Origin of the sequence: Streptomyces sp. NBC_00210, assembly GCF_045160975.1 — a bacterium.
In the GTDB taxonomy this organism is placed as follows: Bacteria; Actinomycetota; Actinomycetes; order Streptomycetales; family Streptomycetaceae; genus Streptomyces.
This window is the reverse complement of the sequence record NZ_CP108120.1, coordinates 2,563,061-2,577,036: the sequence shown is the minus strand read 5'-3', so window position 1 is coordinate 2,577,036 and position 13,976 is coordinate 2,563,061. Positions and strand designations below refer to the sequence as shown.

The following is a 13,976-nucleotide window of genomic DNA, read 5'->3' as shown; positions in this document are numbered from 1 at the left end:
CCGCGCAGGTCAGAACTGGAGCCGCCACTTCTGGTTGGCGGCTCCGGTGCACGTCCAGATCTGTGCGCGGGCCCCGTTCGCCGACGAGTTGTCCGAGACGTCCAGGCACTTGTCGGCCGGGACGATCGCCAGATCCCGGCTCGGCACCGTGAGCCGCTCCGCGCAGTGATCGGTACAATCTCCGCTTTTGACCGGTTTCAGGTAGCGTCAGAGACATGAGGACGAGGCCGTTTTCCCTGCTGTCGGCCCTCGCGGCGCTGACACTGTTCCTACTGGTGCTCCTGGCTCCCGGAGCGAGCGCCGCTGGGGTGCCGGACGCGGCCCAGGCGCTGAAGCAGAGTCCCGTCTATGTGGACCCCGGCGCGGCCGGCCAGCTCTCCAAGGCCGACGCCGACGCCCTCGCGAAGAAAATCAAGGACGCGGACAAGCCCCTCTTCGTGGCCGTGCTGCCCACGGGCCCCCAGTTCCCCGCGGATACGGTCCTGCGGAACCTCCGCACCGAGACCGGCATCACCGGCCTGTACGCCATCCGCCTCGGCAACGGCTTCAACGCGGGCGCGGACCGCAGCGTCATGTCGCACCAGGCCGTACAGAATCTGGTCACCGCGGTCAAGACGCCCCCCGGCGCCGACGCCGCGACCCAGCTGAACAACTTCGTCGACCAGGCACTGCCCCAGCTGCGCGGCAGCGCCCCCTCCTCTTGGGGCACGGGCTCCGACAACGGCGCGAACGCCGGTTCCCTGATCACGCTCGGCGTGGTCCTGGCCGCCGGCGGCGCGGGCGCGTACATCGTCATCAACCGCAAGCGCCAGAAGAAGGCTGCGGAGGAACGGGCCGCACTCGACAAGCTCCGGGTCGTCGTCGACGAGGACATCACGGCCTTCGGCGAGGAGCTCGACCGGCTCGACTTCCACCCCTCGGAGAAGGGCGCGGACGACGCCATGCGCGCCGACTACGAACGCGCACTCGACTCGTACGACAGGGCGAAGTCCCTGATGGGATCGGCCCAACACCCCAGTGACGTACGTGGGGTCACCCAGGCCCTGGAGGACGGCCGGTTCTCGCTGGCGGTCCTGGACGCGCGCCGCACGGGCCGGCCCGTGCCGGACCGCCGGGCGCCCTGCTTCTTCGACCCGCGCCACGGTCCTTCCGTCGCCGACGTCTCCTGGTCCCCGGTGGCCGGCACCTCCCGCGAGGTCCCGGTCTGCGCCGCGGACGCGGCCCGTATCGAGGACGGCCAGGACCCGATGGCCCGCACCGTCGAGACGGAATCCGGCCGCCGCCCGTACTGGGAGGCGGGACCGGCGTACGGACCCTGGGCGGGCGGCTACTTCGGCGGCGGCCTGCTGCCGGGCCTGCTGGTGGGCACGCTGCTGGGCACCATGCTCTCGACCCCTGCGTACGCGGCGGACTACGGCGGCGGTGACTTCAGCGGCGGCGACTACTCCGGCGCGGACTTCAACTCGTCCGACTTCAGCGGCGGCGACTGGGGCGGCGGTGGGGGCTTCGACGGCGGTGGTGGCTTCGACGGGGGCGGCGGGTTCTAGGCCCCGGTCACCGCTCGGCGAGGAAGGCGGCCCATGCGTCCGGGGTGACGGTGAGGACGGGGCCGGTGGGGTTCTTGGAGTCGCGGATGTGGACGGCGAGGGGGTGGGCGGCGATCTCTACGCAGTCGCCGCCTTCGTCGCTGCTGTAGCTCGACTTCCGCCAGTCGTAAGCGACTTCGACGCACGCGCCGCCTTGGTCGCTGCTGTAACTGGACTTGAACCAGTTCATGAGTCTCCTAGCAGATCGTCCAGCAGACCCATGCTCTCCTCGGGGGTGAGGGCCTGCGATCGCAGCATCCCATATTTCTGTGCGAGGACACTCACCTTGTCTGGATCATCATGGAGGAAGCTGACCAGCTGGCCTTCGATATAAGCCAGTTGATCGTGATCAGGAGTCTCAAGCAGCACCATTGGGCCCGCTAGTCCGGCGTGCGACTCCCGCGAGGTGGGCATGATCTGCAGCCCTAGAAAGGGGAGCTCGGCGCAATGCCGCAGGTGTTGGATCTGGTTACGCAGCACGCGGCGCCCCCCGATGGGCCGGCGCAGAATGGTCTCCTCCAGCAGGAAACTGGCCATTGGTCGAGGCTTGCGCTCGAAGACTCTCTGCCGGTCGAGGCGGGCTGACACCCACTCCTCCAGCACCTCCTCTTCGAGGGGCGGATAGAGGCAGCCGAAGACCGCGCGGGCGTACTCCTCGGTTTGAAGCAGCCCCGGCACCACATGATTCTCGTACCAGAGCAGGGTCAGCGCCTCCTGCTCGTGTTCGACCAGGTCCTGCGCGAACAACGGGAACCGCTCCCGCTGCGGCACCTTCTCCACCGCGGTCTGCAACGCCTTCTTCGTGTCGAGCAGTTCGTCGACTTTCAGCGCGAGGTCCAGCTTCAGCGCTCTGCGCCCCTGCTCGATCGAGGCGATCGTCTCCTCGACGACACCCAGCTGCCTCGCGAGCTCGCCCTGTGTCATACAGGCCGCTCTGCGGAAGACGCCGAGCTGCGCGCCGATCAGATGCCATGAGGTGACCCGCTTGGGCCGCTTTGCCGAGTGCATGAGGTCCCCCTTTCCCGCCACGCACCGCACTTGACCCGTCACCACCCGTACAAAACCTCTGTACGGGTGCGTATGACAGAGCGCCCGCCCCGGCCGCGGGGGACGGCAGGGCGGGCGCGCTCGTGGGATCTAAAGCAAGCAGCCTCAGGCGGCCTGCTTGATCGCGGAGATGTCGAAGTTCAGCTTGACCTTGTCGCTGACCATCACGCCGCCGGTCTCCAGCGCCGCGTTCCAGGTCAGGCCCCAGTCGGAGCGCAGGATCTCGGCACTGCCCTCGAAGCCGACGCGCTCGTTGCCGTACACATCGGTGGCGGAGCCGTTGAACTCCAGGTCGATGGCGAGCGGGCGTGTGACGTCCTTGATCGTCAGGTCGCCGGTGATGCGGTACGAGTCGCCGCCGAGCTGCTCGGCGTGGGTCGAGCGGAACGTCATCAGCGGGTACTGCTCGGTCTCGAAGAAGTCACCACTGCGCAGGTGTCCGTCGCGGTCGGCGATGCCGGTGTCGATGCTGGAGATCTTGACGTCGATCTCGGCGGTGGAGTGGTGGGGGTCGGTGCCGTTCAGGTGCAGGCTGCCGGAGAAGTCGCCGAAGGAGCCGCGGACGTTGGTGACCATGGCGTGACGGACGGTGAAGCCGATGCTGCTGTGGGCCGGGTCGATGTTGTAGTCGCCGGTCAGGGCGGCCAGCGCCGGGTCGACGGCGACTGCGGTGGCGGTGGCGGCAGTGGCGGTTGCGGTGTCGGACTTGCGGTTGAAGAGACCCATGACGCGCTCCTTTGGGGGGACGGGGTGGCGTGTTGTTTAAGCTTCAACGACATCGACAGTAAACCCATTCCCTTCAAAGTTCAACAACTTCTCGAAGGGTTCACCCGGAGGACGCAGCCGCACTCTTTCGGACGCGCGTAGAACTCGGGCACCATCTCCCTGCTCCACCTGCACGGCCGTCCCACAGGAATCCACCGGTCCTCAAGGGTCATCAGTCATCAGCAGGAGGGATCCCCCATGAAAATCCGCTCCGTATCAACCGCGTTGGCGCTCGTCACCGGCGCGCTCTTCGCGCCCGGATTCGGTGTCATCAGCGGCGCGACCGACGCACACGCGGTCACCAAGATCAGCCATGCCACCGCGACCTCGATGTTCCGCTCGTCCGGGATCACCTGGTCCTCGTCGGGCGGCTGCTCCGACCGGAACAACCCGTCGTGTACGTCCTTCGAGCAGCTGAACCTCGCCACCGCCAAGGGAGCGCAGACCCTCAAGAGCGCGAGCGGCTGCGCGCTCAACATCACCGGCGGCACCGAGGCGGGGCACGCGGGCGGCACGTACTCGCACTGGAACGGCTACAAGCTCGACTACAGCAAGTACACGTGCGTCGGGAACTACATCAAGAACACCTTCACCTATATAGGGGCGCGCCCCGGCGACGGCGCCCCGCAGTGGAAGTCCGGCTCCGGGAACATCTACGCGGACGAGGGCAGCCACTGGGACGTGACGTACTACAACTGCGGCGGCTGCTGAGCCCCACCCCGCCCTTACGGCACCCGCCGCCCGGGCACGGACTCGCGCCCGGGCGGCGGGTACGGCCGGACGGGATGCCGACCGCCGGACGACCGGCGACCATGGAGGTGCACCGCCTCGTACGGGGCCGCACGCCAGGGAGGCGCCAGTGGCGCACACCTACGCAACGGACGTACTGGTCGCGGGCGCCGGTCCGGTCGGCCTGACCGCGGCCGCGGAGCTGCGCCGGCGCGGAGTCTCGTGCAGGATCGTCGACCGGCTGCCCGCCCGGCTGCCGTTCGCGAAGGCCGTGGGCATCCAGCCGCGCACCCTGGAGATCTGGGACCGGATGGGCCTGGTCCGCACCGCCCTGGACGCGGCCGTCCCGATGCGCGGGCAGCTGATGTACGTCAACGGCGCCGAGCAGCCCCGCATCGACCTCGTCCTGCCGCCCGAGGTGCCGTACGGCTTCGCCGCGCTGCCGCAGTACGAGACCGAGCGCATCCTCGACGAGTTCCTGACGCGGTACGGGACCGGGATCGAGCGCGGCACGGAACTGGTGTCGTTCGCCCAGGACGCCGATGGGGTGACCAGCCGCCTGCGTACCCCCTCCGGCGCGGAGGAAGAGCTACGGACCCGGTTCCTGGTGGGCTGCGACGGCGCGCACAGCATCGTCCGCAAGGGGCTCGGGCTCACCTTCGAGGGCGGCGCCTTCCCTGAGGAGTACATGCTCGCCGACGTGGAGGTCGACTGGGACCTCCCGCACGGGTACGGCGTACGCGCCATGCACCGGAACGGCGACGGCGCGATCGACGACCTGCTGGTCTGCATCCCGCTGCCCGGCTCGGGCCGTTACCGGATGTCGATGCTGGTACCGCCCGAGCTCTCGACCGCACGGCAGGCCGAGGCCGCGGGGGCGCCCGACGGGGTGGCGCACGGTCTGGAGGGCGGCCGGGCCCCCGCGCTTCCCGACATCCAGGCCGTCCTGGACCGGCTGTCGCCACGGCCGACGACCGCCTCCGCCATCCGCTGGGCCTCGGTGTTCCGCATCAGCCACCGGCTCGTGGACCGGTATGCCGACGGGCGCGTCTTCGTTGCCGGGGATGCGGCGCACATCCACCCGCCGACGGGCGCCCAGGGCATGAACACAGGTATCCAGGACGCCTGGAACCTGGCATGGAAGCTCGCCCTGGCGGTCGAGGGGGCGGCCCACCCCGATCTGCTCGCGAGCTACGACGCCGAACGCCGGCCGGTCGGCGAGGAGGTTGTCGGCCGCACCGTGCGGCATGCTTCGGAGGGAATCCAGGCCGACCCCGCCGATCCGGCGACCTTGATGCTGCGCGAGGCGCAACTGCTCGTCTCCTACCGGGGCAGCCCGATCGCGGACCCTTCCGGCGACGGCCCGGGACCGCGGCCGGGCGACCGGGCCCCGGACTGCGGCGGTCTCACCGGCGAGATCGCCACCTACCCGATGCGCCTGTACGACCTCCTACGGGACCGCGGCGGACACGTACTGCTGCTGTACGGGCACGGGCACGGGAATGGGCACGGGAATGGGCACGGGAATGGGCTCGACGAACTCGCCGAGGCGGCGCGGGAGTCCTCCGGCGGCCGGGTGGAGACCTGTGTGGTCCTGGAGGCCGACGCCCCGGCCGACGCGACCCTCCTGCCGGCCTACCGCGACAGCCGCGGCGAGTTCGCCCGCCTCTATGCGGCGGAGCAGCCGACGGCCTTCGTGATCCGCCCGGACGGCTACCTCGGCGCCCGTCTCTGCCCGCCGGCCCCGAAGCCGTTGGCCGCCCATCTGGCGGCCACCTTCGCCGAGACCGCCCAGCGCTGATCCCGCTCAGGCGGACCGGCTGTTGCCGTCCGCGCGGGTGGCGTCCTGTGCGTGCGGGTGACCTGCCGCCCCCTGGTACGGCCGGGCACCCGCACGCCGTCAGCTCCCGACGGTCAGCGTGAAGCGCCGCGGGTTGCCGTCGTACGCCGCGCCCGAGACGTCCGGCTGGCCGTCCGGACGGACGTCGTCGTACGGGAAGGCGTAGCCGATCGGGGTGTTGGCGTGGACTACGCGCGACCAGTGGTTGGTGGCCGGGTCGCGGTAGTAGTCGGCCGCGGTCGCGCTGTTCGGCTGGTCGGGATGGGTCAGCAGGGTCGTCCGGTTGAACGCGGCGGCGAGCCTGGCCAGCAGGCCCTTCTTGTCGTCGGAGTCGCCGGGGTTGTTGGTGAACGGCCCGTGGTTGCAGGTGAAGATGTCCTTCGAGGTCGGCTTGGCGAAGGTGTGGCCGCCGGTGAAGGTCAGCACGTCACCATTGACGCGTCCGGTGCGTATCCCGCGGCCGCCCTGCAGGTCGATCCGCAGATCCGTGGTGCGGTATTTCTGCCAGACCTGGTTGATGTAGCCGTCGAAGACGTTGCGGAAGGGCATCTCTGCGGGCCGGTCGAAGTAGGGAGCCATCAGGTTCTGCGGTGAGATCACCCGCAGGACCTGGCCGCCGGAGCCGCGGACGACGAGCTTGTCCCAGGGCTGTCCGTCGCGGCCCTTCTGGGCGACCAGGCCGTCGGCGATCTTCTGGAGCGCGCCGCCGGGCAGCGGCGCGACCCGGTGCGTGGCGTCGCCGGTCAGCGTGAGGCCGATGGGGAGGGCGGTCACCAGGTCGACATAGCTGATGTTGGCGTACAGCTGCGACGGGTTGAAGGTGAACTCCGCGAAGGACCAGGTGCGGCCGTAGTTGGCGTCGGCGGGGGTCGCGAAGGCCGGCTCGACCAGGGCGGGGCCGGGGTTGACGAAGAAGTCGAGCTTGTTGTCGCGTACGAAGTACACGCGGGCGCCGAACATCTGAGGCAGCGTCAGTACAACCGGCCCGGCGCCGGCCGCGCGGAGCGGGATGGCGCAGTCGACGGGGAGCGGGGTGTGGGGGGCGGACGGGGACTGGGGGTAGTAGACGCCGCCGCCCGGGCGGAGCAGCACCCAGCGGCCGGTGCCCTGCTCGTGGCCGGTGACGTACGCGTTGACCTGGCCCGGCAACGACTTGTTCTCCAGGGCCAGTTCACAGGTGGGGGGTGCGGCCTTGGCGCGCGGGCTGAGAGCGCTTCCCCAGAGGGGGTAGCTGAGCGCGGTGGCGGCCGCGGCGGTGCCGGACAGGAACATTCTGCGGGATATCACGGGTGAACTCCTGTGCTCGTGGGGGTGTCCACCACTCTCACGACGACGGCAGCGGGCGTCAATAGTTGTGACTGAGAGCGCTCTCAGAATTTTTCCCGCTTCATAAGTTGACGACCCGACAGACGACTTGGACTATCGCGCGGCGGTTGTTGGACTGCTGCTCGCCTCGGCGTACGACTTCGTTGACGGTGGCGAGAGGGGCGGGCTACTCAGTCCCCATGCCACCAAGACTCCGTGCGGCGTGCGCGCTTGCAGCCGCCTCATCCGCCGTGTTCGCCCTGGCCGGACCGGGTACCGCCGCTGCCGCGCCCCCGTCCGGACCCGGTGCCGTTGCTGCCGCGCCCTCCTCCGGGGCCACCGCCGTCATCCGCTCCGGTCAGCTCTCCGTCGCCGTCGCCAAGGACTTCCCGAGGGTTGTTTCGTACACCGACCGGGCCGGCGGGGCAGTGCTCCTCGGCAGCACGGCCCCGGTGACCGCGGTGACCCTCAACGGCAAGGCGTATGCCGTGCAGTTGAAGGGCGAGCCCGTCGTCACGGCGTCGAGCGCCGCGTACACCCTCGCTTTCGCCGAGCTGCCCGGCGTCGAGATCGACGCGACGATCTCGGTCTCCGGCCGGACCACCGCCTTCAAGGTCACCGCGGTCCGCGACACCGATGCCTTCCGCGTCGGCACCCTCGACATCCCCGGCCACGACCTCGTCTCGGTCGGCAGTACGGACGCGGGGGCAGCGACCGCCTTCACCCGCCTCGACCCGGACTCGACGAAGACCGCGGATGTCTTCGGGCAGGTCACGGCGGCGACGCCCGCGGACGCGGCCCCGGTCGGCGCCTCGTACGCCATCGTCAACACGGGCCGGCTGGCGGCCGCCGTCGAGTCCAACTCCTCGTACGACAAGCCGAGCGGCCCGACGGGCGGCGACGACGCGCGCCTGTGGCGCCAGGCGCGCAAGGCGGCCGACGGCAGCACCCGCGTCGGCGTCTGGTCGGGCCAGTGGACCTACCGGGGGAGCGGCGCGCCGAAGCCCGAGACCGGCAAGGACCTCCCCTGGGCGAAGGTCGTCGTCACGCCCGACGCCAACGGCGACAAGTTGGTCGACTGGCAGGACGGCGCGGTCGCCTTCCGCACCATCGGCGTCAGGGCCCCGGGCAGCGAGCAGACGCCCGACCGCGTGATCACCCATATCCCGTTCAACTTCGCCAGCCAGGCCACCCACCCCTTCCTGCGCACCCTCGACGACGTCAAGCGGATCTCGCTGGCCACGGACGGTCTCGGGCAGCTGGCAGTGCTCAAGGGGTACGGCTCCGAGGGCCACGACTCCGCACACCCCGACTACGGCGGCAACTACAACAAGCGGGCAGGGGGCCTCGGGGATCTCAACACGCTGCTGAAAGACGGCAAGAAGTGGGGAGCGACCTTCGGCGTGCACGTCAACGCCACCGAGTCGTACCCGGAGGCGCACCACTTCGACGAGACCCTCGTCGACAGGACCAAGCCCGGCTGGAACTGGCTGAACCAGAGCTACTACATCGACCAGCGGCGCGACATCAACAGCGGTGATCTGGCCCGCAGATTCCAGCAGCTGAGGGACGAGACCGACCGCAACCTCTCCTTCCTCTACATCGATGTGTACTACACGCACGGCTGGATCGCCGACAAGACGATGCAGGCCGTGCAGGCGCAGGGCTGGAACGTCGGCACCGAGTGGGCCGACAAATTCGAGCGTGCCTCGCTCTGGTCGCACTGGGCCAATGACCTGGACTACGGAGGGCCCACCAACAAGGGCCTCAACTCCCGGATCATCCGGTTCATCCGCAACAGCGAGAAGGACGTCTGGAACAGCCACCCCGTCCTCGGCCAGAGTGCCCTGCAGGACTTCGAGGGCTGGACCGGCGAGAACGACTGGAACGCCTTCTACGCGAATGTCTGGCAGCGCGATCTGCCCGCCAAATACCTCCAGCAGGAGCGGATCACCCGCTGGAACGGCAATGACGTGACCTTCACCGGCGGCGTGCGCGGCACGGTCGAGGACGGCCGCCGCACCTTCTACGACCACGGGCGCAAGGTGCTGGACGGGGACGCGTATCTGCTCCCGTGGGACGGCGGCAAGAAGCTCTACCACTACAACAAGGCCGGTGGTACGAGCAGTTGGGCGGTGACCGGGGCCTCCTCGTACACCGTGTACAAGCTGACCGACAACGGGCGGGTGAAGACCGGCACGGTACGGCCCGCGGACGGCCGGATCACGCTGAAAGCGACCGCCGGGCAGCCGTACGTCCTGTATCCCGACCGGGCGCCGTCGCCGCAGGACCCCGAGTGGGGCGAAGGCGGCCCGGTCGCCGACCCCGGGTTCAACGACGCGCGGCTCGGTGACTGGTCCAAGCAGGGCACGGTCGCGCGCGACACCGACGACCACGGCCGCAACAGCGCCGCACTCAGCGGGACGGCCGCCGCCTCGCTCTCCCAGCGGCTCGACGGACTTCAGGCGGGCAAGCGCTACACCGCGTCCGCCTGGATCGAGGTCCAGCCGGGCAAGGAGCGCCGTACGACCCTGACCGCCGGGGGCTCGTCCGTGACGGTCGAGCGCTCGAGCGCCGAGGACCAGGTCGCAGCCTCGGACCGGCACGGCACCTCCTTCCAGCGGGCCAAGGTGAACTTCACCGCGCCGGCCGACGGCACCACGTTCAGGATCGAGGCGGCGGGCGGCAGCGGGGCGAGGGTGCGCGTCGATGACGTACGCGTCGTCGAGAACGCACCCGCGACAAAGCCGGGCACGGTCGCGTACGAGGACTTCGAGGCCGTCGACCAGGGCTGGGGGCCCTTCCTCAAGGGCGACGCCGGCGGTGTCACCGACCCCCGCACCCACATCGCGCAGAAGCACGCCCCGTACACCCAGGCGGGCTGGAACGGGAAGCTGATCGACGATGTGCTGGGCGGCGGCGAGTCCCTCAAGTCGCACGAGGAGAACGCCGGACTCGTCTACCGCACCGCGCCCTGGTCCGTGCCGATGAAGAACGGGCACAGCTACCGGGTCGAGTACGACTACCAGTCGAGCCACGCGGGCGCGTACGAATGGGTCACGGGCTACGACCGGGCCACCGGCGGATCCGTCGAGACCCGCCGTACGCCCATCGGGCAGCAACGCGCCACCGCCCACTTCGACGAGAGTGTCACGGCGGGCTGCGGGGACACCTGGACCGGGCTGCGCAAGCGCGGGGACGCCCCGGACGGCGCGGACTTCGTGCTCGACGGATTCACGGTCACCGACCTCGGCCCGGCCGCCGAGCAGTCGGCGTGCGCGACGCTGGCCGTCACCGCGGGAGGGACCCTGGAGCCGGGCCGGAAGAACGAGGTCAAGGCCGCTTTCACCAATGATGAGACGAGCGCGGTGAGCGATGTCTCGGTCGGGCTCACGCTCCCCGAGGGCTGGACGGCGGAGCCTGCGGGCCCGGTGGCCTTCGCTTCGGTCGCGCCGGGTGCGAGTGCGAGCGGGACTTGGCAGGTGACGCCGCCCGCGGACGCCAAGTACCAGACGTACACGCTCGGTTCGCAGGCGTCGTACACGGTGGGCGGGTCCGCGCGGAAGCTCGCCGCCTCGACCTCCGTACGCACTCTTCCGCCACCGCCCACCACCGATGCCTGGGCCAGTGACATCGACTGGACGTCGGCCGAGAACGGCTGGGGGCCCGTCGAGCGCGATGTCTCCAACGGCGAGACGGGGACGGGCGACGGCAGTCCGCTGAGGATCGGGGGAGTGGCGTACGCCAAGGGGCTCGGCGCCCACGCCCCTGCGAAGATCCGCTACTACCTGGGCGGGAAGTGCACGTCCTTCACCGCCGAGGTGGGCGTGGACGACGTCCAGACCTCGCGCGGCAGTGTGCAGTTCAGCGTGGTGGCCGACGGCGGAGAGAAGGTGAAGTCGCCTGTTCTGAGGGCCGCCGACGCCGCCTGGCAGCTCACGGCGGACGTCACCGGTGCTTCGTATGCCGACCTGGTCGTCGGCGACGGCGGTGACGGCAACGGCAATGACCACGCCGACTGGGGGAGCGCCCGCTTCCACTGCGCCGGCTGACCGGAACTGCCTGACCGGCACTGCCTGAACAGCACTGCCCCACTGAACGGCGCTTGCCCCTCGTGCAGATGCGGAAACCGAGGGGCAAGCGCTTTCCATTCCTCATCTGTCATGCCCATTGAAAGCCTTGTGAAGGGCGTGCTAGACCAACAGGCAAGCGGTCTGAACCACTTCAGTTCCGGAGGCTCTCGTGCCGATGTCGTCCGCGTGGTCCCGCCGCACCTTTCTCGCCACCTTCGGAGTCACCGTCGGAGCGAGCGCTTTCACCCTCGCCTCTCCCGGTCCGGCGAGGGCCGACGACGAGTACGAGAGTCTGCGGCTGCGCTGGCTGGAGATCAGCCTCGGCACCGGCTACGACCCGGCCACCGAGCCGTATGCGTCACGCCTCGCCGAGACCGGCAGGCTGGCCGACCGGTTCCGCGCCTCCATGGCCCCCACCGACACCTCCCTGTGGCCCGGCTACGCCTTCAATCCGCCCTCCGGGATCACCCAGAGCTACAGCCGCCTGTGGACCATGACGCAGGCGTACGCGCAGGAGGGCACCGGCCTCACGGGCGACGCCGGGCTGCTCGCCGACATCGTCCGCGGCCTCGACCACCTCGCAGCCAAGATCTACAACCCCTCCACCACCCGCTACGGCAACTGGTGGGAGTGGCAGATAGGCAGCCCCCGTCTCCTCATGGACACCGTCGCGGTCCTCCACGACAAGCTCACCCCGGACCGCCGGGACGCCGCCTTCGCCGCCGTCGACCACTTCATCCCCGACGCGATGCTCGGCGACTACAGCGGGACCTCCACCGGCGCCAACCGGGTCGACCTCTGCCGCTCCGTCGCCCTGCGCGGCGTCCTCGGCCGGGGCCCCGCCAAGATCGCACTCGCCCGGGACGCCCTGTCGCCCGTCTTCCCGTACGTCACCAAGGGCGACGGCCTCTACGCCGACGGATCGTTCGTCCAGCACACCTGGGTCGCCTACTCCGGTACGTACGGACAGGTCATGCTCGACGGGCTCGGCCGCCTCTTCGCGCTGCTCGCGGGCTCGGCCTGGGCCGTGACCGACCCCGACCGGCAGATCATCCTGGACAGTGTCGAGCACGCCTACGCGCCGCTGATCTACAACGGGCTGATGATGGACAGCGTCAACGGCCGTGCCATCAGCCGGGGTTACCTGAGGAACGACGAGCGCAAGGTCATGCGCAGCGACCACTTCCACGGGCAGGGGCTCATCGCCGCGATCGCGCTGCTCGCGGGCGGGGCGTCGGCCGCGGAACGCGAGCGCTGGCAGGCGCGGATCAAGGGCTGGATCGAGCGGGACACCGTCACCCCGATCCTCACCGGCAAGCAGTTCGGCGTCGCCGATCTGTCCCGGCTGCACGCGGTCGCCGCCGCACCCGGCCCCGCCGCGCCGGAGCCCGTCGGCCATCAGCTCTTCTCCTCGATGGACCGGGCCGTGCACCGCCGGCCCGGCTGGGCGGCCAACATCTCCATGGCGTCGGAGCGGATCGCGTACTACGAGTGCGGCAACGGCGAGAATCCGCGCGGCTGGCACACCGGCGCCGGGATGCTCTACTGGTGGACCCCGGACAACGGCGGCCAGTACACCGACTGGTTCTGGCCCACCGTCGACCTCTACCGGCTGCCCGGAACGACCGTGTCGGCCAAGCGACTTGCCGACCGGGCGGGCGGCGAATGGGGCGAGCCCAAGCCGGCCGCGAAGTGGGTGGGCGGTGCGAGCGACGGAGAGTACGCGGCCGTGGGCCAGCAGCTGCTCGGCCTCGGCTCGACCCTCACGGCCCGTAAGTCGTGGTTCTGCGTCGCGGACACCGTCATCTGCCTCGGCGCCTGCATTGCGAGCACCGACGGAGTGCCCGTCGAGACGGTCGTCGACAACCGCAACCTCGGCGAGGGCGGTACGAACGAGCTCAGCGTCGGCCACGGCTGGGCGCACCTCGAGGGCCACGGCGGCTGGGTCTTCCCGGGCGGCACGCAGCAGCTGCGCACGCTGCGCGAGGACCGCACCGGCGCATGGAGCGACATCAACACCACCAGCTCCACGGAGCGGGTCACCCGTCGCTATCAGACCCTCTGGCTGGACCACGGCACCGATCCGGCAGGCGCGTCGTACGTGTATCTGCTGATGCCGGGGGCCTCGCGCCGCACTCTCGCGGCGCGAGCGCGCGACCACCGCTGGCTGGACATCCTCGACAACAGCGCCGCCTGTCAGGCTGTCGCCGTCCGCTCCCTGGGACTGACCGCGGCGAACTTCTGGCAGCCCGGTACGGTGGGCCCGTTCACTGCAACGGCCCCCTTGAGTGCCCTCGTACGGAGCAATCGCCGCACGGCCCGTCTCCACATCAGCGAGCCGCCGCGCACCGGAGCACCGCTGGAGTTCGTCTGGAGCCACCCGGTGTGCAGGGTGACCAGCAAGGATGCGTCGATCGACGTGCTCGCCACCGGACGGTCGCTACGGCTGCGGATCACCGGCGGCACCGTTGGAGGCACCCACCACTGTGAGGTGGCTCTTGGGTGAACGCCTTGTTGAACCTCCACAAAGCTTCGGGGTCCTGAGCTGGCGGTTGGGCTGCAGTGCGAAGTGGTTCTGTTCGATGGCGACAGGAGAACGGTCCCGAGACTGTACAGAGTCGACGGCAGGGT

General features: G+C 69.9%; 10 protein-coding genes. 5 read left to right on the top strand and 5 right to left on the bottom strand.

Annotated elements, in window-relative coordinates; all coding sequences use genetic code 11:
* Positions 1–9: 9 nt before the first annotated feature.
* Positions 10–201, bottom strand: coding sequence for an RICIN domain-containing protein (locus OG729_RS11515; protein WP_405811111.1), 192 nt, complete (start codon positions 199–201; stop codon positions 10–12).
* A 14-nt stretch (positions 202–215) separates the two neighbouring features.
* Here OG729_RS11515 and OG729_RS11510 point away from each other — a divergent pair, with 14 nt between their 5' ends.
* On the top strand, positions 216–1,547 hold the full coding sequence (locus OG729_RS11510) for a hypothetical protein (protein ID WP_405805846.1): 1,332 nt from the start codon (positions 216–218) through the stop codon (positions 1,545–1,547).
* Between the two features lie 7 nt (positions 1,548–1,554).
* Here OG729_RS11510 and OG729_RS11505 read toward each other — a convergent pair whose 3' ends face one another.
* From OG729_RS11505 to OG729_RS11495, 3 genes are all read right to left on the bottom strand, one after another.
* Positions 1,555–1,776: a DUF397 domain-containing protein gene (locus OG729_RS11505; protein ID WP_405805845.1), complete on the bottom strand. Its 222-nt coding sequence runs from the start codon at positions 1,774–1,776 to the stop codon at positions 1,555–1,557.
* Positions 1,773–2,594, bottom strand: coding sequence for a Scr1 family TA system antitoxin-like transcriptional regulator (locus tag OG729_RS11500; protein ID WP_405805843.1), 822 nt, complete (start codon positions 2,592–2,594; stop codon positions 1,773–1,775). Before OG729_RS11500 ends, OG729_RS11505 begins: the two co-directional genes overlap by 4 nt.
* Before the next feature lie 144 nt (positions 2,595–2,738).
* Positions 2,739–3,359 (bottom strand): YceI family protein, encoded by a 621-nt coding sequence (locus OG729_RS11495; protein ID WP_405805841.1) that lies wholly within the window; start codon positions 3,357–3,359, stop codon positions 2,739–2,741.
* Positions 3,360–3,596: 237 nt separating this feature from the next.
* Between OG729_RS11495 and OG729_RS11490 the strand changes: the two genes are divergently transcribed.
* Together OG729_RS11490 and OG729_RS11485 are read left to right on the top strand one after the other, a co-directional pair.
* Complete coding sequence (locus OG729_RS11490) at positions 3,597–4,109, top strand: hypothetical protein (protein ID WP_360877612.1); 513 nt, start codon at positions 3,597–3,599, stop codon at positions 4,107–4,109.
* A 148-nt stretch (positions 4,110–4,257) separates the two neighbouring features.
* Entirely contained in the window at positions 4,258–5,928 is a 1,671-nt protein-coding gene (locus OG729_RS11485) for an FAD-dependent monooxygenase (RefSeq protein WP_405805840.1), read from the top strand.
* 99 nt (positions 5,929–6,027) lie between these two features.
* Here OG729_RS11485 and OG729_RS11480 read toward each other — a convergent pair whose 3' ends face one another.
* On the bottom strand, positions 6,028–7,239 hold the full coding sequence (locus OG729_RS11480; protein ID WP_405811110.1) for a glycoside hydrolase family 64 protein: 1,212 nt from the start codon (positions 7,237–7,239) through the stop codon (positions 6,028–6,030).
* A 233-nt stretch (positions 7,240–7,472) separates the two neighbouring features.
* Between OG729_RS11480 and OG729_RS11475 the strand changes: the two genes are divergently transcribed.
* Together OG729_RS11475 and OG729_RS11470 are read left to right on the top strand one after the other, a co-directional pair.
* A complete protein-coding gene (locus OG729_RS11475; RefSeq protein ID WP_405805838.1) occupies positions 7,473–11,324 on the top strand; it encodes an endo-alpha-N-acetylgalactosaminidase family protein in 3,852 nt (1,283 codons plus the stop codon).
* A gap of 196 nt (positions 11,325–11,520) precedes the next feature.
* Complete coding sequence (locus tag OG729_RS11470; protein ID WP_405811108.1) at positions 11,521–13,851, top strand: polysaccharide lyase 8 family protein; 2,331 nt, start codon at positions 11,521–11,523, stop codon at positions 13,849–13,851.
* Positions 13,852–13,976: the final 125 nt, after the last annotated feature.